The 22922-nt window shown below is 64.8% G+C and carries 20 protein-coding genes and 2 pseudogenes; 8 read left to right on the forward strand and 14 right to left on the reverse strand.

Going from position 1 to position 22922, the window contains the following annotated elements; genetic code table 11:
* Positions 1-43 precede the first annotated feature (43 nt).
* Entirely contained in the window at positions 44-1159 is a 1116-nt protein-coding gene (locus QOJ24_RS25430; RefSeq protein ID WP_526266196.1) for a coiled-coil domain-containing protein, read from the reverse strand.
* 115 nt (positions 1160-1274) lie between these two features.
* Positions 1275-1871 (reverse strand): TetR/AcrR family transcriptional regulator, encoded by a 597-nt coding sequence (locus QOJ24_RS25435; protein WP_526266197.1) that lies wholly within the window; start codon positions 1869-1871, stop codon positions 1275-1277.
* A gap of 126 nt (positions 1872-1997) precedes the next feature.
* Here QOJ24_RS25435 and QOJ24_RS25440 point away from each other — a divergent pair, with 126 nt between their 5' ends.
* Together QOJ24_RS25440 and QOJ24_RS25445 are read left to right on the forward strand one after the other, a co-directional pair.
* Entirely contained in the window at positions 1998-2732 is a 735-nt protein-coding gene (locus QOJ24_RS25440; protein ID WP_526266198.1) for an SDR family NAD(P)-dependent oxidoreductase, read from the forward strand.
* 30 nt (positions 2733-2762) lie between these two features.
* The gene (locus QOJ24_RS25445) at positions 2763-3188 is read left to right on the forward strand and encodes a nuclear transport factor 2 family protein (RefSeq protein WP_526266200.1); all 426 of its coding nucleotides are present in this window, start codon (positions 2763-2765) and stop codon (positions 3186-3188) included.
* 647 nt (positions 3189-3835) lie between these two features.
* Here the strand turns inward: QOJ24_RS25445 and QOJ24_RS25450 are convergent.
* The 7 genes from QOJ24_RS25450 to rpsF form a co-directional block, all read right to left on the reverse strand.
* Complete coding sequence (locus QOJ24_RS25450) at positions 3836-4498, reverse strand: maleylpyruvate isomerase family mycothiol-dependent enzyme (protein ID WP_526266202.1); 663 nt, start codon at positions 4496-4498, stop codon at positions 3836-3838.
* Positions 4495-5580 (reverse strand): FAD-dependent oxidoreductase, encoded by a 1086-nt coding sequence (locus QOJ24_RS25455; protein ID WP_526266203.1) that lies wholly within the window; start codon positions 5578-5580, stop codon positions 4495-4497. Before QOJ24_RS25455 ends, QOJ24_RS25450 begins: the two co-directional genes overlap by 4 nt.
* 167 nt (positions 5581-5747) lie before the next feature.
* Positions 5748-7130, reverse strand: a complete 1383-nt coding sequence (gene dnaB, locus QOJ24_RS25460; protein ID WP_526266204.1) for a replicative DNA helicase — start codon at positions 7128-7130, stop codon at positions 5748-5750.
* Positions 7131-7606: 476 nt separating this feature from the next.
* Positions 7607-8065 (reverse strand): 50S ribosomal protein L9, encoded by a 459-nt coding sequence (rplI, locus tag QOJ24_RS25465; protein ID WP_526266206.1) that lies wholly within the window; start codon positions 8063-8065, stop codon positions 7607-7609.
* Between the two features lie 32 nt (positions 8066-8097).
* Positions 8098-8352, reverse strand: a complete 255-nt coding sequence (gene rpsR, locus QOJ24_RS25470) for a 30S ribosomal protein S18 (RefSeq protein ID WP_526266208.1) — start codon at positions 8350-8352, stop codon at positions 8098-8100.
* 36 nt (positions 8353-8388) lie between these two features.
* Positions 8389-8898 carry a single-stranded DNA-binding protein gene (locus tag QOJ24_RS25475; RefSeq protein ID WP_526266209.1) on the reverse strand — a complete coding sequence of 170 codons (510 nt, stop codon included), beginning with the start codon at positions 8896-8898 and terminating at the stop codon, positions 8389-8391.
* A gap of 76 nt (positions 8899-8974) precedes the next feature.
* Positions 8975-9265: a 30S ribosomal protein S6 gene (rpsF, locus tag QOJ24_RS25480; RefSeq protein ID WP_526266210.1), complete on the reverse strand. Its 291-nt coding sequence runs from the start codon at positions 9263-9265 to the stop codon at positions 8975-8977.
* 140 nt (positions 9266-9405) lie between these two features.
* Between rpsF and QOJ24_RS25485 the strand changes: the two are divergent.
* Positions 9406-10727: pseudogene (locus tag QOJ24_RS25485) on the forward strand (adenylate/guanylate cyclase domain-containing protein).
* Here QOJ24_RS25485 and QOJ24_RS25490 read toward each other — a convergent pair.
* The 4 genes from QOJ24_RS25490 to QOJ24_RS25505 form a co-directional block, all read right to left on the reverse strand.
* Positions 10724-11470, reverse strand: a complete 747-nt coding sequence (locus tag QOJ24_RS25490) for an SGNH/GDSL hydrolase family protein (RefSeq protein WP_526266211.1) — start codon at positions 11468-11470, stop codon at positions 10724-10726. The pseudogene QOJ24_RS25485 and the gene QOJ24_RS25490 overlap by 4 nt on opposite strands.
* Entirely contained in the window at positions 11467-13026 is a 1560-nt protein-coding gene (locus QOJ24_RS25495; protein WP_526266213.1) for a glycosyltransferase family 87 protein, read from the reverse strand. Before QOJ24_RS25495 ends, QOJ24_RS25490 begins: the two co-directional genes overlap by 4 nt.
* Positions 13027-13184: 158 nt before the next feature.
* On the reverse strand, positions 13185-15662 hold the full coding sequence (locus tag QOJ24_RS25500) for a transglycosylase domain-containing protein (protein WP_526266215.1): 2478 nt from the start codon (positions 15660-15662) through the stop codon (positions 13185-13187).
* A complete protein-coding gene (locus QOJ24_RS25505) occupies positions 15655-16080 on the reverse strand; it encodes a DUF5318 family protein (protein ID WP_526266217.1) in 426 nt (141 codons plus the stop codon). The genes QOJ24_RS25500 and QOJ24_RS25505 overlap by 8 nt, the downstream gene beginning before the upstream one ends.
* A 110-nt stretch (positions 16081-16190) precedes the next feature.
* Between QOJ24_RS25505 and QOJ24_RS25510 the strand changes: the two are divergent.
* The 3 genes and pseudogenes from QOJ24_RS25510 to QOJ24_RS25520 all read left to right on the forward strand — a co-directional run bounded on the left by QOJ24_RS25510 (position 16191) and on the right by QOJ24_RS25520 (position 18562).
* Positions 16191-16781: pseudogene (locus QOJ24_RS25510) on the forward strand (DUF1707 domain-containing protein).
* 107 nt (positions 16782-16888) lie between these two features.
* Positions 16889-17434 (forward strand): PadR family transcriptional regulator, encoded by a 546-nt coding sequence (locus tag QOJ24_RS25515; protein WP_526266218.1) that lies wholly within the window; start codon positions 16889-16891, stop codon positions 17432-17434.
* 51 nt (positions 17435-17485) lie between these two features.
* Positions 17486-18562 carry an inositol-3-phosphate synthase gene (locus tag QOJ24_RS25520; RefSeq protein WP_526266220.1) on the forward strand — a complete coding sequence of 359 codons (1077 nt, stop codon included), beginning with the start codon at positions 17486-17488 and terminating at the stop codon, positions 18560-18562.
* Here the strand turns inward: QOJ24_RS25520 and QOJ24_RS25525 are convergent.
* Positions 18559-19749, reverse strand: a complete 1191-nt coding sequence (locus QOJ24_RS25525) for an enhanced intracellular survival protein Eis (RefSeq protein WP_526266221.1) — start codon at positions 19747-19749, stop codon at positions 18559-18561. The genes QOJ24_RS25520 and QOJ24_RS25525 overlap by 4 nt on opposite strands.
* Before the next feature lie 64 nt (positions 19750-19813).
* Between QOJ24_RS25525 and QOJ24_RS25530 the strand changes: the two genes are divergently transcribed.
* Together QOJ24_RS25530 and QOJ24_RS25535 are read left to right on the forward strand one after the other, a co-directional pair.
* Positions 19814-20713, forward strand: a complete 900-nt coding sequence (locus QOJ24_RS25530; protein WP_526266222.1) for an Rv0045c family esterase — start codon at positions 19814-19816, stop codon at positions 20711-20713.
* A 109-nt stretch (positions 20714-20822) separates the two neighbouring features.
* Positions 20823-22907 carry a PhoX family protein gene (locus tag QOJ24_RS25535; protein ID WP_526266224.1) on the forward strand — a complete coding sequence of 695 codons (2085 nt, stop codon included), beginning with the start codon at positions 20823-20825 and terminating at the stop codon, positions 22905-22907.
* Positions 22908-22922: the final 15 nt, after the last annotated feature.

Here is a 22922-nt window from a genome sequence, read left to right on the forward strand (position 1 = left end):
ATCGCGCCCTGACATCTGCCGCTGTCTCGGGTCAGCTCGCAGGTCAGCGGCGTGGTGTCGTGGTGACGTGCACATGGTCATAGTGGCCGTAACCCGATCCGGACGGACCGCCGGGCGTGTAATAGGTACCGCGCCAGATCACGTCCTGCATACCGAAGCGGCCCGCATTGCTCGTCACGAAGGCGAGAATTTCATCTCCCAGCGCGATGCCCTCCGGACTGCTGGGATTCGGAATCATGATGTCGATCGCCAGGCCGTTCGGGTGCCATGGCTTTGAGTCGGGCCGAACCCCGTCGATCGTTCCGATCTGGGGGAATCTCGCGCTGATTGCGCGTGCGACGAGGATGGTGTTGGCCTGCAACCCGGCCTCGTTCGCGACGCCAACGGGCAACGCCTCCGGGATGTCCACTCGAGCGATCGCGAGAGCGGGATCGGCGCCTTCGGGAGGTAGGCCGGGCATCGCGACGATCGCTGGGTCAGCCGGAGCGGGCGCATCCGATGGCGGCGGCGGCGGAACAGCGCTGTCGATCACTGCCTGCTGCTGCGGTGACAGCGCCGCATACTGCGCTTCCGCCGCGGCGATCTGACGCTGCAGTTCCGAGTACTTGGCCTGCAACTCTGCGCGCACCGCGGCCGACTGGTCGGCCGCATCGCGGGCTTCAGCGGCCGATTTCTGTGACGCCTCGGCTGCGGCGGCGGCGCGATCATGCGCTGCTCGAAAGTCCTTCATCTGATCGGCCGTCTCAGCGGCGACCGCTCGCTGTAGGGAAAGCCGGTCGATCAGTTGTTGCGGGGAGCCTGCGCTCAGCAACGCCGCCCACTCACCGGTGTGTCCACTTGTGTACATCATCGCCGCCACCCGGTCGGCTGCGGCTTGATGGGGAGCGAGCTGGAAATTCGCGGCGTCGAGGGTCAACGAGTCGGCACGATGGCGGTTCTCGGCTGCGGTCTGGGCGGCCAGTCTGTCGTCGGCGTCGCGTTGTGCGAGGGTGACGGCTTGGCGGGTCTGCAGCGCCTGACGGGACAAATCGCTGAGCCGCGAAAGCGCGTCAGCCGCCGGGTCCGCGTTGACGTCGCCCGCTATCGAGACAGCTAGCACCAGGACCGCGGCCGCCGAACCGCCCACCGTTCGCCGAAGAGAGTGGCGGACCCGACTCATTCGGAATGTCACGATTCTCCGCAGGAGGGACACATCTTTTTGCGGCTAAACATGATTCGGACAGGCTACGAACTGGCATCGACGATGTCCACTCGCCCGTCGATCTAATCGCGCCCTAGTTCCCGCCTGCGGCAGAAGGCACCGCTGCCGCGGGGATGGCGTTGTCGACGAGGACGGCGGCGATGGCGGCAGCGGTCGCGACGGTGTCAGTGTCGAGGACTCGGTTGCGGGCCGAAGCGCCATCCAAGAGCAGCGCCAGTTGTTCGCCGAGCTGTTCGGGGTTGGTGGCGCCGGCCTCGCGCGCGGTTTCGGTGAGCCGCGCGGCAAAAGCCTTCTTGTAGTCGCCCGCGTGCACGCGTGCCGGGTGGCCCGGGTCGTTGATTTCGACAGCCGCGGCGATGAACGGGCACAGAGGCGCATGAATGTCGAAAGCTGCGAGCAGCCGTTCGCGGGGTGTGAGGTCGGTGCGGTCGAACACCTCGGGCAATACGTCGGGATCGAATCGGCGTAGGTGTTCGGCGATCAGCTCATCCTTGCCAGAGAAGTGCTGGTAGAACGTGCGCTTGGACACCTGCGCCACCGTGCAGAGCTGTTCCAACCCTGTGCTGTTGATGCCTTGATCGCGGAACAGTTGTCGTGAGGCGCCGAGGATGCGCTCCCGTGCGCCCCGGCCGCGGCGCAGGCCTCGCGGCCCCTTCTCCACCTCCGTCATACAACCAGCCTAGCCCAATTGGGTACCGATCGGTGTACATAGTTGCATTCCCGCGAGCGGCCCGATACCTTAAGCACGCCGATCGGTGTACATAATACTGACACCTTCAAAATGAATGGAGTAATCGTGGGAAAGCTCAATGGCAAGGTCGCGGTGATCACCGGCGCGACAAGCGGTATGGCGCTTGCGGGCGCCAAATTGTTCGTCGACGAAGGAGCTCACGTCGTCATCTCGGGCCGACGGAAGGACGCGCTCGATCAGGCCGTCGAACTGATCGGCCGGAACGTGACCGCTGTGCAGGGTGACTCGGCCAACCTCGGCGATCTGGACCGCTTGTTCGACACGGTCAAACGGGAAAACGGCGCGATCGACGTGCTGTGGGCTAGCGCTGGGACGGGCGAGCAGAGCAGGCTCGGCGAGATCACCGAGGAGCAGTTCGATGCGGCCTTTTCGCTGAACGCGCGCGGAACGCTTTTCACGGTTCAGAAGGCGCTGCCGCTGTTCAACGATGGCGGCTCGATCTTCATGACCGGCTCGAACGCATCGCTGCGGGGATACCCCAATTGGAGTGTGTATGCAGCCAGCAAGGCGGTACTGCCCGCCTACGCACGGGTGTGGGTCTCCGAGTTGAGGGACAGGAGGATCCGGGTGAACGTGCTGACCCCCGGCCAGGTCGCCTCGCCGATGTTGGCGGAGGTGATGGACGAGGAGATGAAGGCGCAATTCGAGTCCGTGATCCCGCGGCGAGAGATGGGCCGCCCTGAGGAGATCGCTTCGGCCGCGTTGTTCCTCGCCTCAGACGACTCGAGCTATGTCAACGGCATGGAGCTGGTGGTCGACGGCGGCACCACGGTGATCTGAGTGAGCGACGACAAGTCAGAAGGCGTAACCATGACCACTTTCGCCCCGCACCGCGACACAGTGGAATTCTTTGTCGACTGCATGCACGGCGGCGCAGACAAAGACGCACTTTCCGAAATCCTCGCCGAGGACGTGGTGCTGTACGGCCCGCTCGGCGATGAGCCCATCACCGGCCGCGAGGCGGTCCTGGAAGCTATGCGGTCGGTCGGCACGGTGGCGGCCGACCTCACCTACACAGAAGTCCTCAGCGGCGAGACGCACCACGCTGCGCACTTCCGGCTACAGATCGAAGACACCGTGGTCAACGGGATGGACTACATCCTGCTCGACGCGGACGGCAAGATCGCTGAGGTGACCATCTGGTGGCGCCCGCTGCCGTCCGGCGTCCAGATGCAACGGCACCTTGCTGGTCTCCTCGGCATGGCACCCTGGGAACTTCACACCGTTGTGGAGTAACGGCGAAGCCCCGTCCCGAGGTGGGCAAGTGGTCACCGCGCCTGTCGGGTTCTCAATCTGGGTGTCATCTCGCGACGCGTTGACGCGCATCGATGCATGGTGTTTTACGTCGTGTCATCCGCGGTTGTCTCAAATCCCTGTCACCTTTTGCAGACGCAAAGTAGGTAACACAGCTACTAGAAGACGATGTGCGGGAGGCAGTATGACCGCACCGCTTCACTGTGACAATGACGTTGTCGGCGGTTCGAACCATCGTTGTTTGGATCTCAATAACTCTGCAGGACAACATTTTACCGAGCACCCCGACCTGCGCACTTGCTGTCGCGCCACTGACGGGCCGCGACGACGTGGCCCGCCTACGCTCCTCACGCCTGAGATGCAATCGGTTCGCGAGCATATGAAATCGGTTGTGACATCAACAAATAATGTGTTTCTCACACTTCATGTCCGCACGCGCTCCTCTGAACTGAGGTGAGGATTGCGTTCCTCCGCAGAATCCGCACCCGGAATTCTCACCTTCGTGTCCACACGTCAAGGGCGCGGCTCAGGCCTATGCCGAGCGCTCCTAACCCTCAGCAAGACTCAGTCTCTTGGCGTTCAGCCTTACCCTTACAGTCTTTCGGTCTGTATCTCACCGTTGCATCGTTTCACCTGCCCGCCCGGCGCTTATGGAAGCGACTACGAAAGATCTCAGCACCAGGGCCTTGGAGATCCGCAAGGGCGGTTGGCCTGCCAGCCAGAGCCATGAGCAGGGCCTCTCCCGGAGCCGCGACGGCCTCGCCGGCACCGAAAGACCAATGGACGTCTTCAGCGACGAGTCGCAATCCCCGAGCGCGCCATGCTCCCCGCGTTAGTGGCATCCGCAAGCTGGCATACAGTGCGGTCCGCAGTCGGTGATAGGGGATGGTGCGCGCCACCTCAATTGCTCGGCGAATATCTTGCTGGTGAATCATGGCATCCAACAGTCCAATTCGAGGAAACGCAGCCATGTAACCACGCGGTTGCGTTCTTTCGCGAATTAGCGCAGTCAACTCGACATGTGAGGCATCGGCGTAAAAGTCGACACCGATCTGGTTGAACCGGTCGATGGAGCACCTGGCATCGATGAAGTACCGGCTGGCCCATCCCGGCTTACTGAGGTCGTCATAGCTCAGCACATGCGCAACAACATCGCGAACCCGCCACAGCGCGCACAAACTTGGCGATTCCCATTGCTGGTCACTAAGGCCAGCAACAAAGTTTGCGAGACTCGTGCGCTCCTCGCACACCATGGCAACCGCGGCACCATAGGACGCTGCGCGCACGGTCACGCTTCGGTCGCGGTGACAGCGGCCATCCCAGGCATCCGCCAGTGACTGACCGATCCCGCCAGCACCCCGAACGCAGAGTTGGGCGTTACCTGCAGCGTCCAGTTACGGACAGCTTCCAACGCGGCGCTACGTGGCGTGGCTACGAAGGAACCTGCTTTCGCCCCGCCATACAGTGCCAGCATGCGCGGCCACCGCCGCGCCAACCCAGCGGCGCCTCGGTAGGCCAAAGTGAGCGCGTCCTCCATGGCCAGCGCCGCGCCTTGCCCAAAGGTGGGACGCATAGCGTGAGCCGCATCCCCGATAAGCACCACTTTGCCGTTGACGAGTTGTCGCGGTGGGCGCGCCTCGAAAATCTCCGGGGTCGTTACCGTGGCGGGCGACGCCTCCGCGATGAGGCTCGGAAGGGGCTCCGGCCAGTTCCGGAAGGACCCGAGCTCGGCGCCGCGACGAGCAGTTCCGCCATACACATAGGTGCGGCCGTCGTGCAGCGGGAGGATCCCGAAATCGGTGTCAGCACCCCAGATGGTGCCGAACCCCTCAGAGAGTGTGGCATCGACAATCCACGCCCACCCCGAGATCCCGGTCTGTCGAAGCCGCGGCCCCCGTGGCCACAACAATGTGCGGGTGAGGCTACGGGCCCCATCAGCGGCGACGACGAGATCGAACTGCTGCCGGACGCCGTTAGCTTCGATGACACCGTCAGCGGTTAGCCCGCTGACCGGGCACCGGTACCGAATACATTCTCGGGGCAATGCGGCAGTCATCCACGAAATCAATTGGGCACGCGGTACGCACGCGAATTCTGCGCCCCCAGTCAACCGGCCCATCGTGCTGCGAACCAGCACACGGCCACTACTGCTTCGGATCGTGGCAGGCATATCCGACCATGCCTGCGTCGACAACTGGTCATCGACACCCAGGATCTTCAGACATGTCAATGCATTGGGTGCAAGCGAAATCGCTCCGCCAGCCGAAGACGGACCAGCATCTCTCTCGAACACTGTAATTTCATGGCCATTGCTGCGGAAGGCGATTGCCGCAGCCAAGCCGCCAAACCCACCGCCGATCACACCCACCCGCATACGCGAATGCTACGAGACGTAGTAGACATTCGATAGCCGCTCTACATCGCGGACCTACGCCAAGTGCCACATTCAGAAATGCCCAGCGACCGGCTGTCTCACGACAGAAGCACCGCCAATTCACCTCACGAGGTGCTCCAAGTTTGGAACCGACAGCGTCGAGACGGCTATTTCGCCATGTTCGTGAAACGCGACAGGTGCAGTTGATGTGCGACCGTAACCGTCTTGGTAGGGCCGTTGCGATGCTTGGCCAGAATGAGGTCGGCCTCGCCGCCCCGAGGATCGTCGCGTTCAAACGCGTCGGGGCGGTGCATCAAGATCACCATGTCCGCATCCTGCTCTATTGCGCCTGACTCGCGAAGGTCCGACAGCATGGGCTTCTTGTCGGTCCGCTGTTCCGGGCCGCGGTTCAGCTGGCTCATCGCGACCACCGGAACCTCAAGCTCCTTCGCCAAAAGTTTGAGCTGGCGGGAGAATTCGGAGACTTCCTGCTGTCGTGACTCGACCTTCTTGCCCGATGTCATCAGCTGCAGATAGTCGATCACGATCAGGCTCAGATCGTGCTTCTGCTTCAGCCGGCGCGCCTTCGCGCGGATCTCCATCATCATCATGTTGGGCGAATCGTCGATGAACAACGGCGCTTCGCTGATCTCACTCATCCGCCGGGCCAGCCGCGTCCAGTCGTCATCACTCATCCGGCCCGACCGCATGTCGGCCAGCTTGATCTTCGCCTCGGCCGACAACAGGCGCATGACGATCTCCGACTTACTCATCTCGAGCGAGAAGATGACGCTGGACATCCGGTTCTTGATCGAGCAGGACCGCAAAAAATCCAATCCCAGCGTCGATTTCCCAACACCAGGCCTGGCCGCAATCACGATCATCTGGCCGGGGTGCAGCCCGTTGGTCACCTCGTCGAGTTCCAGGAAGCCCGTCGGTACACCGCGTGAGATGCCGCCTTGGGACGCGATGGCGTCGATCTCGTCCATCGTCGGCTGCAGGAGGTCCTCGAGCGCGACGAAGTCTTCCGATGTTCTGCCGTCTGTGACGTCGTAGATCTCGGCCTGCGCGCGGTCGACAACCTCGGCCACGTCGGCGCCTTCCGCGCCGGCATAGCCGTACTGAACGACCCGGGTGCCCGCCTCCACAAGGCGACGCAGCAGCGCCTTCTCCGCGACGATGGTCGCGTAGTACCCGGCGTTGGCAGCAGTGGGAACGGTGGAGATCAGCGTGTGCAGATAAGGCGCGCCGCCGATCCGGCGCAGCAGACCCCGCCGGTCGAGCTCCGCGGCCACCGTCACGGCGTCGGCAGGCTCGCCACGTCCGTAGAGGTCGAGGACGGCGTCGTAGACGCTCTGGTGGTTCGGACGGTAGAAGTCGCCGGGCCGCAGCCGCTCGAGGACGTCGGCGATGGCGTCCTTGCTCAACAGCATTCCGCCGAGCACGGCCTGCTCTGCGGCCTCGTCCTGCGGCGGCTGGCGGCCGAAATCTTCAGTGGGTGGTGGGACGTCGTTGAAACCCGCGCGACCGCGATCGTCCACGACAGCCACGGCGTCCTCACCTCCCCTCCAGGTCGAACGTACGTTCGATGGCGCCGTTGCAACTGTAAGCCGGGCCCCCGACAGGCACAACCTCCCCGGCGCCGGAACGACCTTGCGACGGCCAACGCTAGACGTTGCTGGAGCGACCGCAAGGGGGCCTGTTCATGAACTTGTGGATGGGGTGTGGATATCTCCGCTCGGCGGTGTTGAACCCTTGGGGAGAACCTGTGGACGGACGACGACGTCGGTCACATCCCCGCAGATAAGCGGACCACACGGGTGTGAGTTAGTTGTGGATGACAAATTCATCGGCGTGTCGGCCCGGGTTGCGTACTCGGGCGTGTTGTGTTTCCCCTTAGCGCCGCGCAGGTTAACAGCAGGTTAGCTTCGCTGGGGGGATAACCCGATTTACAGTTCGCCAGAATTACAGCAACAGCGGCGTGAAGGCCGATCAGGCCTCCACGCCGCTTAATTAACGTATGCGTTTACGACTGGGCGACGACGTCGACTGTCACCGCGGCGTCCACGTCGGGATGCAGTCGCACGGTGACGGGGTGGGTGCCCAGGTTCTTGATGTGGCCCTTGGGCAGTTGCACAGTCCGCTTGTCGAGATTGGGTCCGCCTGCCTTCTTGATCGCGCCGACGACGTCGGCGGCGGTGATCGAGCCGAACAGCTTTCCGCTGTCGGACGCGGTCCTCGCCGGCAGCTCAACGGTGCCGAGGCCTTCCAGAGCGGTCTTCAGCTCGTTGGCGTGCTCGATGCCCCGAACGGTCTTGATCTCGCGGGCCCGGCGGATAGCGTCGGCCTGGCGCTCGGCTCCCTGGCTGGCGGCAATCGCCAGGCCACGCGGAAGCAGAAAGTTGCGTCCGTAGCCGTCCTTGACCTCGACGGTATCGCCGGCGACGCCGAGGTGGTCGACCTCAGCAGTAAGAATCAGTTTCATCTCTGGTGTCTTTCGTTGGTGGTACTGCCGGCTCAGCGGGTTGACGCGCTGAACGGCAGCAGCGCAACCTCGCGGGCATTCTTGACGGCGATTGCGATGTCCCGCTGGTGCTGGACGCAATTACCGGTAACCCGACGCGCGCGGATCTTGCCGCGCTCGCTGATGTACGTGCGCAGCAGCGCCGTGTCCTTGTAATCGATGGTCTGCCCCTTCTTGGAACAGAACACGCACTTCCGAGTCTTGATCGGCTTTTCGGGGGCCGGGCGTCTTTTGGTGGCCTTCGCCATTTCGCTATCTCTTTCTTACTTGCTATCGGAGTTTGGTTAGAAGGGCGGTTCGTCGTCGGCGCCGGAAAACGATCCGGACGCCGGGGCGCTGCCCCATGGGTCGTCCTTGGGCTGCTGCTCTGGACGGGAGCCGCCGCGGTCGCCGCCGCCGCCGCCGAAGCCGCCACCTCCGCCGCCACTGCGGCTGGCCTTGTTCACCTTCGCGGTGGCGTACTTGAGCGACGGGCCGATCTCATCGACTTCGAGTTCGACGACGGTGCGCTTCTCGCCCTCACGGGTTTCGTAGGACCGCTGCTTGAGCCGCCCCTGCACGATCACCCGCGAACCGCGGGTCAGGCTTTCGGCCACGTTCTCGGCGGCCTCCCGCCAGATGCTGCACCGCATGAACAGCGCGTCGCCGTCCTTCCACTCATTGCTCTGGCGGTCGAAGATCCGCGGAGTGGATGCGACGGTGAAGTTGGCGACAGCCGCCCCGGACGGGGTGAAACGCAGTTCCGGGTCGGCGGTCAAGTTTCCGACGACAGTGATGATCGTGTCACCAGCCACGAGATCCTCCTCAGATGGGCGGCATATTGGGCGCGAGCCTACGCAAGGCTCATGACACCCGACAGCCGTTCGACGACTAGTGCTTGTCGGTCCGCAGAACCTTGGTGCGCAGCACGGCCTCGTTCAGGCCGAGCTGGCGGTCGAGCTCGGACACGGTGGCCGGGGTGGCCTTCACGTCGATCACCGCGTAGATGCCCTCGGAATGCTTGAGGATCTCGTAGGCCAGCCGGCGCTTACCCCAGATGTCGACCTTGTCGACCGAGCCGCCGTCCTTGCGGATGACGTTCAGGAACGTCTCCAACGACGGGCTGACGGTGCGCTCGTCAAGGGTGGGGTCGAGGATGACCATGATTTCGTATGGACGCATGAGGACCATCACCTCCTATGGGCTAGTCGGCCACGGCCAATCCGTGGCAGGAGGGTCGCCTGCGTCGGCAACCGGGCCAGGTTACAGGAAAGCCCGCTGATCTGCGAAATCGCACTGCTCACCCGACTTAGACTTCGCCAGTGTTCTCCGAGACGCGGTATGCGCGCAGTGGAGACCTTCGCATCGCATATCGGGCGTCTCCACCTGGCGTCCGCGACATTGTCTTCGTGCCCAACTGGTTCACCTGCTGCGAGGTCATACCCGAGTTGCCGTCCATCCAGGGATGGCTCGAGGCGATGACGTCGATCGGTCGGGTGATCTTCTTCGATCACCCCGGAACGGGTGCCTCCGATCCGATCAGCCCACAAGCGTTGCCCACCTTGGAGCAGTGGGCCGACGGCATCACCGCTGTGATGGATGACCTCGGCAGTTCGGAAGCTGTTCTCTATGCGGTCGACGGCGCGTTCGCGTCTGCGGCCTTGTTCGCCGCGACCCACCCGTCCCGCACGGCGGCGCTGATCGCCGCGGAGGGCTATACCGATCCGCTTGCCGATTACGGCCAGGGGCCCGAGTCCGAGCAGGCAAGCGAGGCGATGCTCACCATGTGGGGAACAGGCAACTTCCAACATGTCGTCAATCCGGACATGCCGTGGAACGACGACATCCGGCGTCTTGGGCGCGGATGGAACGCTTGGCCGTGAGTCCTGCGACCGTCGAAGTCATGCTCGCGCTTACGGCCGAGCTGAACGTACGGGCGGTGCTTCCGAGTGTCAGGGTGCCGACTCTCGTCTTGCACCACCGCGACGACGCGTTCATCACGGCCGCGATGGGAAAGCTCATCGCCGACCACATTCCTGGCGCCAAATACGTCGAGCTGCCCGGCCGCAACATGTATCAGTTCGTGGAACCGCACTGGCGGCCCTCGTTCAAGCAGATCGCCGAGTTCCTCACCGGGCATCAGGCGGAGGTGGCCGACGACCGCGTGCTGGCCACCGTGTTGTTCACCGACATCGTCGACTCGACCCGGATGGCCGCCGAGATCGGCGACCGTAATTGGCATGCGTTGCTCGACGCGCACGACGCTGTCGTCCGGTCACAACTCGCCCGATTCCGAGGTCGCGAGGTGAACACCTCGGGCGACAGCTTCCTCGCGACGTTCGACGGACCGCAGCGAGCCATCCGCTGCGCCATGGCGATCCGCGATGCCGTGCAACCGCTCGGCATCGAAATACGCGCCGGACTCCACACCGGCGAATGCGAGATTCGCGGCGACGACATCGGCGGCATCGCCGTGCACATCGGCGCACGCGTCAGCGCACTCGCAGCACCCAACGACGTCCTGGTCTCGAGCACGCTGCGCGACCTCGTGATCGGATCGGGCCTGCTGTTCGATGACCGCGGTACCCACCAACTCAAGGGCGTGCCTGGTGCCTGGCACCTGTTCGCCGTCGCCGCTGGCTAGGACTTGCAGGGTGCGGGAACCGCCTCGCTGAGCTTCTCGGCCCAGGCCTCGTACGCCTCGGGGGTCGGGTGAATCCCGTCTTCGACCCACTGCCCCTGTTCGGCCTGCTCGGCGTACAGCGGTCGCATATCGACGAACTCGGCGCCGTGCGCCGACGCCTCCATGATCAGCACATCGTCGAACGTGGATCGCTGGGCAGCGCCGTCGTCGCCGACATAGCTCACCCCCGTGGGTGATCGGAACCATTCGTTTTGCGCCAGCACGATCACGCGGGCACCGCTGCCGGTCGCCGAGTCCAGTACCGACCTGACGTTGTTTCGGTACTCGTCGATCGAGACCCCGTTGACGATGTCGTTTCCGCCGGCCTGAAACGTGATGAGCGTCGGCGCGAAGGATTCGATCTGCGGTACCTGCTCGGCGAGGATCTGGCCGGCCGTGTACCCGCTGATTCCGGCGTTCTGAAGTTCGACCTCGCAGCCGTCGGCGCGCCAGCGCTCGGCAACGAGCGCGGGGAACGAGCCCGTGGCCTCGTCGGGTGCGCCGACACCCTGTGTCACCGAGTCGCCGAGCGCCAGATATCGGACTTCTCCGCCGGAATCCTTTGCCGGACTGCTCGGTTCGGCCGTCGCACCCGTCTTCTGCGCCGGCTCAGCAGCCTGCGGGCTTCCGTCTGTGCTGCAGCCCACCGCCAAAGCGGTCACGGCGCAGGCCATCACGAACACGCCTCGCATAGCCCGGCTCACGCGTTGAGAATAGCCGCAGGCTCCTCTTCGGGAACGGTGATCACGATATCTTTCGGTGCAGGCCGCAACCGCTTCGGCAGCCAGTGCGGCGGCCGGTCCTCTGCTTCGTCGAACACTCCGCCGGACGGGTCGTCGAACTGCCCGTGATTACGCACCAAGTCCAGATCGGGGCGATAGATCTGCCTAATCACCAACGCGCACAGCGCAATAACCGCGATATCGCGCAGCAGGACGGTGATCGTGAACCACTGCTCCGGCAGGCCGCGGTTCTGCTCGCCGTACAGGAAGAGCATTCTCGGCACCCACACCAGCGCGTCGATGGTCATCCACGCGAGCAGGACGCGCCGGTGCGGCAACGCCAACACTGCCAGCGGCACCAGCCATAGCGAGAATTGTGGGCTCCACACCTTGTTCGTCAATAGGAACAGCGCGACGATCAGAAACGCCACCTGCGCCAGTCGCGGTCGTTGGGGCGCAGTCAGTACGATGTAACCGACACCGGCACAACACAAAAGGAACAACACGAACACGACGGTGTTGAGTATCGTCGGCGGTTCCCACAGACCAAGGCCGGTGTCGAAGCCCTGCCAGTCGGTGAAGGATTTCACCACGTTGTAAAACGAGTCCATATCGTCCCCGCGTCGGGTGTTGAGCCGGAAGAACTCCGACCACCCCCGCGGGAACATCACCATCACCGGCAGGTTGACCACAAGCCAGGCCACGATCGCGGCGGCCACCGTCTTGCCGACTTCCCGCAGCCGGCCGGTGCGCAGGCCCAGGAGCGCCAACGGAATCAGCAGCAAGATCGGATACAGCTTGGCCGCGACGCCGAGGCCGATCAGTGCACCCGCGAGCACGGGTCTTCGCCGTGCCCATGCCAGCACGGCACCGGTGGCGAAAGCTGTTGCCAGAGCGTCGAAGTTGGTGAATATCTGGAAGATGACGATCGGCGAACCCGCGACCAGCGCTGCGTCCCAGATGCGTCTGCCCGCCAGCCGCGACGTGGCCCATACGGTCGCGAACCAGGCCAGAGCCAGGCCGAGCGCGGAGATGTTGAAGAACATCACGACTTCCGCGATCGACGGGATCGGCACCAGCTTGCTCAGCGCGGAGTAGCTCTTGGCCAACGACATCGACAGGTACTGGTAGGTCCCCACGATGACCGGGTACTCCATATACCGCACGGCGACGTTGCCGTCGAACTGCTTCTGCGGTCTGCCCTCGCTGTCCTTTTCGATCCAGCTCGACTTGTACGGGAACTTGCCAAGGTTCAGTAGTTCCGCCGTGTAAAGCGGGACGGTGTCGGAATAGCACATCTCGTAGTACGCCCGCTGGTTCTGCCAGTTGGCCACCTTCTGATCGGCCGTTCCCGTGCCGGTGGACACCAGGCATGCGGCCTTCGACGAGTAGCCCAGTGCGAGGAACACCACGGCGATCACCAACATCACCCGAAGCGGGGTGAAGAATCGCGTTCGGCCGATCAACGCGTGCCGACCGACAGGGCCCCCGATCACTTGCGAGAGCGAACCGACCAAAACATCGTTGCGGCTTGGCATGTCGCGGTCGTCTGCGCTGCGCCGGTCGAGGGCAAGTGGCCGCGGGGATACGGCGGAGGGCCGCGGCGACGAAACGCCGGAGGGCTGCTGCGATGACACCGAAGAACGGAGCGGCGTGCGCGCCGCTCCGTGTTCGATTTCGGTATCCCCGCTCTCGGTCACGGGGGCGGAGGCAGCGGTTGCGGACCCGGCCCTGGCACACCCGGCGCAACCGGCGCTCCCGGTACACCGACCGCATTCGGGTCGGGTGGGGGCTGACCCGCCGGACCGGCCGGCACCGTTGTCGGCGGACCGAACGGAATCGTGATGCCCGGCGCCACTTCAATCGACGGCTGAATCACGGTGTCCGAGGGTGGAGGTGTGCTCGGTGGCGGCGGCGGGGCCGCGGGCACACCGGCGTAGCCACCGATCTCGGTCGGCTTCGGGAACGACTCGTTGTCGGTGTCCTCGAGCGCACCGTCCATCGTGTCCTTCCAGATGTCGGACGGCAGGCCGGACCCGTACACCGGCGACCCCCACTTGTTCTCCAGCGGTTGGGTGCCGTCTGTCGTGCCGACCCATACCGCCGTCGACAACGACGGTGTGAAGCCGACCATCCAGGCGTCCCGGTTGGCGCCTGTGTCGCCGAGCTGATTGGTGCCGGTCTTCGCCGCCGACGGCCGTCCGCCTGCCAAGGCGTGACCGTTGGAGTAGGCGGCGATCGGCTGCATCGCGGCGATGACGTTGTCGGCGACGGCCTTGTCGATTCGCTGTTCTCCGGAGTTGTCCTCGTTGGCCGCGTCGAACAGCACCTGGCCCTCGGCGTTCACCACCTTCTGCACGAAATGCGGGCGGTGATAGACGCCGGAGGCCGCGATCGTGGCGTACGCCGAAGCCATGTCGAGCACCCGACTCTGGTATTGGCCCAGCACGATTCCGTTGTTCGGTGGTCCACCCTTGCCGTCTTCGGACAGGGTGTGCTCGACACCGGGGAAGCTGTCGGCGATGCCCGCCTGGTGCGCGGCGGCGGCGACGTCGGCAGGCCCGTTCTTGAGCTTGAGCATCAGCCGGTAGTACGCCGTGTTCAGCGAACGCTTCAGCGCTTCGGCGATGTTGCAGGTGCCGCAGCCACCGCCCTCCACGTTGGTGATTTTGATGCCGTTGACCTCGACAGGCGAGCTGTCCACCTGGTAGCCCAGGCCGATACCCTGCTCCAGCGCGGCCACCAGCGCGAACACCTTGAACGACGACCCCGTCGGTAATCCGGCCTGGGCGAAGTCGAAGCCCTGAGCGTCGGATCCGCCGTAGTAGGCCTTGACGCCGCCGGTCTTCGGATCGATCGACACCACGGCCGAACGCATATCCGGGTTCTGCCCCTCCATCGTCTCGGTCACCGCCGATTCCGCGGCCGACTGAGCCTTCGGGTCGATCGTGGTCGTCACCTGCAGACCTTCGGTGTTCAATGTCTGCTCGCTGATGTCGAACAGGTCGAGCAACTCCTTCTGCACCTGACGCTCGATCAGCCCGTTCGGGCCGGTTGTCTGGTTCTGAACACGTGCCAGGTCAGGCGGCACGGTCGGAGGAAACACCTGCGCCGCACGGTCGGTCTGCGAAAGGGCGCCGATCTCGACCATGCCGTCGAGCACCCAGTTCCAGCGCTCGAGCGCCCCGTCCGGGTTGGTCGCCGGATCGAGTCCTGAGGGTTGTTGGATGAGCGCCGCCAGCAGCGCGCCGTCGGCGACAGTCAGCTGCTCGACCGGTTTGTCGAAATAGGCCTTGGACGCGGCGCCGATGCCGTATGCACCGCGGCCGAAGTAAATGATGTTGAGATACGACTGCAGCACTTGGTCTTTGGACCATTCGCTGGACATCTTCGTCGAGATGACCAGCTCCTTGGCCTTGCGGACGATGCCACCGAGGCCCGAGCGCTGCGACCCCACCAACGCGTTCTTGACGTACTGCTGAGTGATCGTCGATCCACCCTGGACATCGCCGCCGAACATGTTGTTCTTGGCGGCGCGCGCGAAGCCGCTGAACGAGAATCCGGGATTGGAGTAGAAGTCACGGTCCTCTGCGGCCATCACCGCATCACGCACGTGCACCGGAATCTGGTCGATGCTGACGTCGACGCGATTGCCCTCGGGCGGAACGATTTTGGCGAGCTCACTGCCGTCGCTGGCCAGGATCGTCGAGACCTGGTTCGTGCGGATGTCACCCGGTTTGGGGACTTCGACGATCATGTAGGCCATGCCGAATGTCACGATCGGCAGCAGGATGAGCGCGGCGACCGATATGTAGAGCGCTCGCCGGACCCATTTCCAGTTGATGTGGTCCATGGCGGACAACCGGCGAGGAGGCCGGCCCCCTGGTCCGCCACCACCCGGCGGCGGACGCCGCGGCGGTATCGGCGGTGGTGGCTTCGGCGGCGGGGTGCCGTCCAGCGCGGCCTTGACGGCTTCGATCGGGTCGCGCAACGGCCGGGGGTTATCCCTTACGGCCGGGATGATCGCGGTGTGCCGATCGTCGAAATGGCTGACGGGTCTGCGAGGAAGCGGCGGCCGCTGCACTTCCACTGTCTTGCGGTCGTCCACACCGTCAGCAGCCTGTCCCTGCGGGACATCGCTGGCCGACCGGTTATGGCGCCCTTCGCTATTCACTGGCCGTCCGCGCGCCGTTGCGCGCGGTCCGCGTCGGACGTGAGCCCTTCGGCGGCCGAACCGCGCCCAGCACGTACGACTTCACCAGGTGATTCCAACTGCAGGTGCGACATACCTCCACCACATGGACCGAGAATTCGTCGAAGCGGGTCGCCAGCATGACGAGCTCCTCAGCTGTCCTGGCCGACCCGGACACCGCGCCCAGATGATCGCCGAAGACCCATGACACCAGGGTGAGCTGTTCCTTCCGGCAGATCGGGCACATCACCGAGCTGGGTTTTCCGTGAAACTTCGCAGCTCGCAGCAGGTACGGATTGGCGTCGCAGACCTCCGAGACGCCGGTGCGGCCCGAATAGACCTCCGCCAGCAGGGACCGCCGCCGGAGCGCGTAATCCACCACCTGTCGCTGCAATCGCACGCTGACCAGAGTACGTCGGCCCCGCGCGGGTAGGGGCGTGACGGGTCATGTGCCCGCGTCGAGTGTGCATCTGACTGCGTGACGGCAACCGAACTCCTACGATCTTCGACGTGGCGACACCGCGATCACTGGGCAAGCGCGCAAAGGACAGCGACCGCACCGCAACCTGCCAGGTGCTCGACACCGCGCTCGCCGACGGACAGCTGTCGATGCAGGAGCACCGGCAGCGGCCACCCACGCCACCACGCTGGGGAGCTGCAATCACTCGGCGGGCTCGACGGACTTTTCGAGCAGATGCGGCAGAAGTTCGCGGACACCACCGGCTTTACGATGAACATCCGCCCGGACCGGGCGACGCTCTACCGTCCCGATCCCGATGACCCCCGGCGCAAGGTGATGTACGACTACCGCGGCGGCTGGGGAGACCCCTACTCCACCACCACCGTCGACAGTGATGATCGCGTCGTCGACCTGTCGAAGTTCAACGTCGAGCAGACCATCGCGATCCTGCGCGGGCGCCCGAGTCGCTCGGCATTCGGCGCAAGGACATTTCCGACACCTGGATCGACATCGAACCGTCGAAGGATCCGGTCACACCCGACGCCGTCAACATCCGCCTCTACGTCAGCAGCGAGTTCGGTAGCGGCTTCATCGATCTGGCACCCGACGGCGCGATCAAGCAGGTCAGCAAGCCCAGCTAGTCGCCTGAACAGGCGTTTGTCGTCCCGATGTAGCGCCGCATATATCGGCGCGATACACTTTTGCGAGGTGTCGAGTCGTCCTAACGGCAGGCAAAGGAGGTGGTTCGATGCTGGAGCTCGCAGTGCTGGGTCTTCTGCTCGAGTCACCCATGCATGGCTACGAGCTGCGCAAGCGGCTGACCGGTCTGCTCGGCGCCTTCCGGGCGTTCTCCTACGGCTCGCTGTACCCCGCACTGCGCCGGATGCAAGCCGACGGGTTGATCGTCGAGGACGCCGCACCAGACGGCGCGTCCAAGGTGCGCCGTGCGCGCCGGGTGTACCAGCTGACCGACGCAGGCAAGCAGCGCTTCGCGGAGTTGGTGGCTGACACCGGTCCGCAGAATTACACCGACGACGGCTTCGGGGTTCATCTCGCCTTCTTCAACCGCACCCCGGCAGAGGCCAGGATGCGGATCCTGGAGGGCCGGCGCCGCCAGGTGGAGGAACGCCGGGAGGGTCTGCGTGAAGCCGTCGCGCGGGCCAGCAGTTCGCTTGACCGCTACACCCGCCAGCTGCACCAGTTGGGGCTGGAGTCCAGCGAGCGCGAAGTGAAGTGGCTCAACGATTTGATCGCGGCCGAGCGGGTAGCTCAGGGTCGTGCCGAGCAGTCGTAGAACAAACAAGATTTTGCAATTGGCATTTGGATCGAGAGGGAGAACGTCGCCATGACTGAGAACACCGAGGTGCGGGTCGCGATTGTCGGTGTCGGCAACTGCGCATCATCGCTCGTTCAGGGTGTGCAGTACTACCAGGACGCCGATGAGAACGCCACGGTGCCCGGCCTGATGCACGTGAAGCTGGGCCAGTACCACGTGCGCGACGTCAAGTTCGTCGCCGCCTTCGACGTGGACGCCAAGAAGGTCGGCTTCGATCTCTCCGAGGCCATCTTCGCGTCGGAGAACAACACCATCAAGATCGCCGATGTCCCGCCCACCAACGTCACCGTGCAGCGCGGGCCGACCCTCGACGGCATCGGCAAGTACTACGCAGAGACCATCGAGGTCTCCGACTCCGATCCGGTCGACGTGGTCAAGGCACTCAAAGACAACAACGTTGACGTGATGGTCTCCTACCTCCCTGTCGGTTCCGAAGAGGCCGACAAGTTCTACGCGCAGTGCGCCATCGACGCGGGCGTGGCCTTCGTAAACGCGCTGCCCGTGTTCATTGCGTCAGACCCGGTGTGGGCCAAGAAGTTCGAAGACGCCGGCGTGCCGATCGTCGGCGATGACATCAAGAGCCAGGTGGGCGCCACCATCACCCACCGCGTGATGGCCAAGCTGTTCGAAGACCGCGGCGTGCAGCTCGACCGCACGATGCAGCTCAACGTCGGCGGCAACATGGACTTCCTCAACATGCTCGAGCGCTCGCGTCTGGAATCGAAGAAGATCTCCAAGACCCAGGCGGTCACGTCGAACCTGCAGCGCGAGTTCAACACCAAGGATGTGCACATCGGCCCGTCCGATCACGTCGGCTGGCTCGACGACCGCAAGTGGGCCTACGTGCGGCTGGAAGGCCGCGCATTCGGCGACGTGCCGCTAAACCTGGAGTACAAGCTCGAGGTGTGGGACTCGCCGAACTCGGCGGGCGTCATCATCGACGCGGTGCGTGCGGCGAAGATCGCCAAGGACCGCGGCATCGGCGGCCCGGTCGAGGCCGCGTCCGCCTACCTGATGAAGAGCCCGCCCAAGCAGCTGCCCGACGACGTGGCCCGCACGCAGCTCGAAACCTTCATCGAAGGCTAGAAGCCGAAGCCAAGCTCAGCTGGAATGGCGGTGGCGAACGCCGCGTCCAGTCGCGCCACCGTTTCGTCGTCGCTGCAGCGCAGGCGATTCGCGGTCGCGAAGGCCGACGCGCGGTGGACACCCATGTACAGGCTGCCGAGCACTGACAGTTCGGTGTGCACATCAGCCGCTGCGTCCGTGCGGACGCACCGCGCCTTCCCGTTGCACACATCGAGCGCGAAACGGCCGCCGCCGCCGAGCACCCCGTCCGTAATATCAACCACCACAGACAGATCCGACGAGTAGGTACGCGCTTCCATCGCCGCGGGTACGTCGAGGATCCGCAGCCATAACGCGTCCTCCACCAGGGTGGTACGAACCAGGCGCGGATCGGTAAGCAGATACGGCAGCACATCGTCTGGACGCGTCCACGTCATCACCTTCTCGATGAGGTCCATACCGAGCAGGACCCGCCACAGTGCGATGTGCGCTTCCGGCGTCACCGCGGTCAGCTTGGCGATCTTGACCGTCTTCTTCTCGTCGCCATGGACGCGGTACATCGCGAAGCCGTCGGCATGCAGCAGACAGAACAGCGCCGTCCCGCCGTCCCTGAACTCATCGCGGTCGGTGAGCACCTCGTCCCACAGCCGGCGCGGGCTGTGCAGACCGGCCGGCGTCTGCAGGCGCCACCGCTCGTAGATCTCCTCGAGTTGGTCGCGGCGCTCCGTGGGCCGCACGGTCCTGACGCCGCCGGGGTCGGGGACGTCGTCGTGGAACCTGGCCTCGCGCCGGTCGATGGTGAGTTCACGCCACAGCGTCGACGGCCCGTAACCGAAGCGGCCGTAGATGCCTGCCTCACTGGCCTCCAGTCCGGCGATCGGATAGTCGCCCATCCGGCCGTGCAGTTCGGTGAACATTGCCGTCAGCGCGCCGCGTCGCCGATGCGTGGGAGAGACCGCCACGCCGGACAAGCCGGCCATCGGCAGCACGGCGCCGCCGGGAACAGTGAGTTTCAGGTCGAGGTAGAACGCCGCGCCGACGACGTCCTCGCCGTCGCACGCGACGACGACGCTGCCGTCGGGCATCATCGTCCGCCACGCGTCGTTCGCTTCCTCCGGCCGCCAGTGCCCGAAGCATGTTGCGGCGACCACTGATATGGCCGGCCAGTCCGCGTCGTCGGCGGTACGAATGGTCAATCTCGGAGCCATGCTTGACGCTTACACAATGCCGCGCGGATAGCACCTGAATTTCGGCGGTGCGTAATGTCGAGCCGTGGCGGAAATCTCCGATGGCGAACTGCGCGATCTCGACGAGTTCGCACTTCTGCCTGAGAACGCCGAGCAGATCGGACACACCGGCCCACTACCCGCGGTCGTCCGCGTCGATTCCGCCGGTATCAGTGCCTTGAAGTGGGGCGACGACGCGCCGCAGGTGGTTTTTCTGCACGGCGGTGGGCAGAACGCGCACACCTGGGACACCGTGGTCCTTGGCCTTGGCCTGCCCGCGCTGGCGATCGACCTGCCGGGACATGGCCGGTCGGCGTGGCGCGAGGACGGTGACTACGGCCCCCGGCGCAGCGCCGAGACGCTGCGGCCGGTGCTGCGCGAGTGGGCTCCGCATCCGCGCCTCGTCGTCGGCATGTCGCTGGGCGGGTTGACCGCGCTGCGCATCGCGGCCACCGAGCCCGACCTCGTTCCCGAACTGCTGCTCGTCGACGTCACCCCGTCGGCACCGGAGCGCCACGAGCAGATGACCAAGTCAGAGCTCGGCGCCGTTGCGCTGGTCAAGGGCGACCGCGAATTCCCGAGCTTCTCGGCGATGCTTGACGTGACGATCGAGGCAGCGCCACATCGGGATCGAAAATCGTTGCGGCGCGGGGTGTTTCACAATTCGAAGCGGCTCGACGACGGAACCTGGACGTGGCGTTACGACTCCTTCCGCAATGCCGACGGGTTCGACGGCCTATGGGACGACGTGCCGAGCATCACGATGCCGACCACGTTGGTGCGCGGCGCCAACTCGTTCTTCGTCAACGACGAGGACGCCGAGGCCTTCGCGAACGGCGCCCCGGGCTTCCAACGCACCCACGTCGTCGCCGACTCGGGCCATTCGGTGCAGGGTGACCAGCCGCGCGCTCTGGTCGACATCCTGGGCGGGCTGCTCGGCGGCTGACGCGCCACGTGTTTGCTGATTCATCCCCGACTGATTGCCATATTGACGTAGGTTTCGGCAGGTTCGGCCAACAGCCCGGCCGGCGAACATGCTCGGAAGGAACCCGTCCATGGCGCTTGTGCCGTTGAACCTCTTCATCACCCATGACGGAAAGTCCAAGCGCCAGCACGTGACATGCCGATACAAGTGCGGGGACGCCTGCTCCAAGCCCGTCCGCAACACCAGCGACAACGAGTACTTCAGCGACATCGCCAAGGCGGTGTCCCGGCGCTCGGTGCTGCAGGCCGGCGGGATCGCTGTGCTTGCCGTCGGCGCGGGTTCGGTTCTGGCGGCGTGCGGGAACGACCAACAACCGGCGGCGACCCCGCCGTCGTCGACGGAGCCCCCGCAGACGCCGAGCGGCATGAAATTCACGGCCGTCGCGCCGAACAGCGAGGACGCAGTCGTCATCCCGGACGGTTACCAGCAGAGCGTGGTGATCCGCTGGGGCGAACCGGTATTGGACGGCGCGCCGAAATTCGACATCGCACATCAGACCGGGGCCGCGCAGCGCGGGCAGTTCGGCTTCAACAACGACTTCGCAGGGCTGCTGCCGATCCCGGCCGGTTCCGGTGCGCAACCCAACCGGTTCCTGCTGGTGACCAACTTCGAATACGTCGACCCGGTGTTCATGTTCCCCGGCTACAAGGCCGACGCCCCAAGCCGAGAGCAGTTCGATGTCGAGATCGCCGCGGTCGGCATGGGCGTGCTGGAGGTCGAACGCACCCCTGGCGGTGGTCTGCGGCCGGTGATGGGCCGCTACAACCGGCGCATCACCGCCGACACCCCGATGACGTTGACCGGGCCTGCGGCGGGCACCGATTTCGTCAAGACGGCGGCTGACCCCGCGGGTCGCACTGTCGCGGGCACCTTCGCCAATTGCGCGGGCGGCGTAACCCCCTGGGGCACCGTTCTTTCCGGCGAGGAGAACTTTCAAAGCTATTTCGGTGCGGCGAAGGGAGCCCTGCAGCCGAGCGGGATGGACGCCGGTCGGATGGACCGCTACGGCGTCGCACTGGAGCCCTCCGATCTGTTGTGGGAGACGTTCGACCCCCGCTTCGATGTGGCCCAGACGCCGAATGAGCCCAACCGTTTCGGCTACATCGTCGAGCTGAACCCGTGGGATCCGAACTCGGCGCCGGTCAAACACAGTGCGGTGGGCCGGTTCAAACACGAGGGCGCCAACATCCACATCACCGACGACGACACCGTCGTGGCCTACAGCGGAGACGACGAACGCTTCGACTACATGTACAAGTTCGTCTCGAGCAAGAAGCTGCAGCCCGGCACGGATCCCGCGGCGCTGGCGCACAACATGACCCTGCTCGACGAGGGCACGCTGTATGTCGCGAAACTGTCCAGCGACATCCCGGCCGACGAGATCGACGGCTCCGGCACGCCGCCGGCCACGGGCTCCTTTCGGGGTGTCGGACAGTGGCTCCCGCTTCTGCGGTCGGGCCCGAACGGTCAGGCCGAATCGCTTGTGCCCGGCGTGACCGCGCAGGAGGCCGCGGTCTTCACCCGCCTGGCCGCCGACAAGGCAGGCGCCACCAAAATGGACAGGCCCGAAGACATCGAGGCACACCCCAAGACGGGCAAGGTGTACGTCGCGCTGACCAACAACGACGAGCGTGGCGCCCCCGGTGAGGCGCCTCCTGACGCCCCCAATCCGCGCACCGACAACAAGAGCGGACAGATCCTCGAGATCACCGACAACCACGCGGGCACCGACTTCACCTGGGAACTGCTGTTGGTGTGCGGCGATCCCGCCGCCGCCGACACCTACTTCGCCGGGTTCGACAAGTTGAAGGTCAGCCCGATCTCATGCCCGGACAACCTGGCGTTCGACGACCACGGCAACCTGTGGATCTCCACCGACGGCAACGCCCTCGACTCGAATGACGGGCTCTTCGCCGTCGCGCTCGACGGGCCGAACCGGGGTGAGACCAAGCAGTTCCTCACGGTGCCGCTGGGAGCCGAGACCTGCGGACCGATCATCACCGACGACCTGGTGACCGTGTGCGTGCAGCACCCAGGCGAGAACGACGACAACAGCGTCGACAACCCCTTGTCTCGGTGGCCGGAAGGCGGCAACGGAACGGCGCGTCCGTCGGTTGTCGCGGTGTGGAAGACCGACGGACGGATTGGCGTCTAGCCGAAGCGGGAATGA

The sequence above is a fragment of the Mycobacterium sp. genome (assembly GCF_032159775.1).
Classification (GTDB): Bacteria; Actinomycetota; Actinomycetes; order Mycobacteriales; family Mycobacteriaceae; genus Mycobacterium.

What these genes read in the sequence shown, in the direction of transcription:
- QOJ24_RS25515 (WP_526266218.1), top strand. Translation starts at nt 16,889, where the DNA reads ATGCTGGAGCTCGCAGTGCTGGGTCTTCTGCTCGAGTCACCCATGCAT.
- QOJ24_RS25525 (WP_526266221.1), bottom strand. Translation starts at nt 19,749, where the DNA reads ATGGCTCCGAGATTGACCATTCGTACCGCCGACGACGCGGACTGGCCG.
- QOJ24_RS25495 (WP_526266213.1), bottom strand. Translation starts at nt 13,026, where the DNA reads ATGCCAAGCCGCAACGATGTTTTGGTCGGTTCGCTCTCGCAAGTGATC.
- rplI (WP_526266206.1), bottom strand. Translation starts at nt 8,065, where the DNA reads ATGAAACTGATTCTTACTGCTGAGGTCGACCACCTCGGCGTCGCCGGC.
- QOJ24_RS25435 (WP_526266197.1), bottom strand. Translation starts at nt 1,871, where the DNA reads ATGACGGAGGTGGAGAAGGGGCCGCGAGGCCTGCGCCGCGGCCGGGGC.
- QOJ24_RS25535 (WP_526266224.1), top strand. Translation starts at nt 20,823, where the DNA reads ATGGCGCTTGTGCCGTTGAACCTCTTCATCACCCATGACGGAAAGTCC.
- QOJ24_RS25455 (WP_526266203.1), bottom strand. Translation starts at nt 5,580, where the DNA reads ATGCGGGTGGGTGTGATCGGCGGTGGGTTTGGCGGCTTGGCTGCGGCA.
- QOJ24_RS25430 (WP_526266196.1), bottom strand. Translation starts at nt 1,159, where the DNA reads ATGAGTCGGGTCCGCCACTCTCTTCGGCGAACGGTGGGCGGTTCGGCG.
- QOJ24_RS25520 (WP_526266220.1), top strand. Translation starts at nt 17,486, where the DNA reads ATGACTGAGAACACCGAGGTGCGGGTCGCGATTGTCGGTGTCGGCAAC.
- rpsR (WP_526266208.1), bottom strand. Translation starts at nt 8,352, where the DNA reads ATGGCGAAGGCCACCAAAAGACGCCCGGCCCCCGAAAAGCCGATCAAG.
- QOJ24_RS25445 (WP_526266200.1), top strand. Translation starts at nt 2,763, where the DNA reads ATGACCACTTTCGCCCCGCACCGCGACACAGTGGAATTCTTTGTCGAC.
- rpsF (WP_526266210.1), bottom strand. Translation starts at nt 9,265, where the DNA reads ATGCGTCCATACGAAATCATGGTCATCCTCGACCCCACCCTTGACGAG.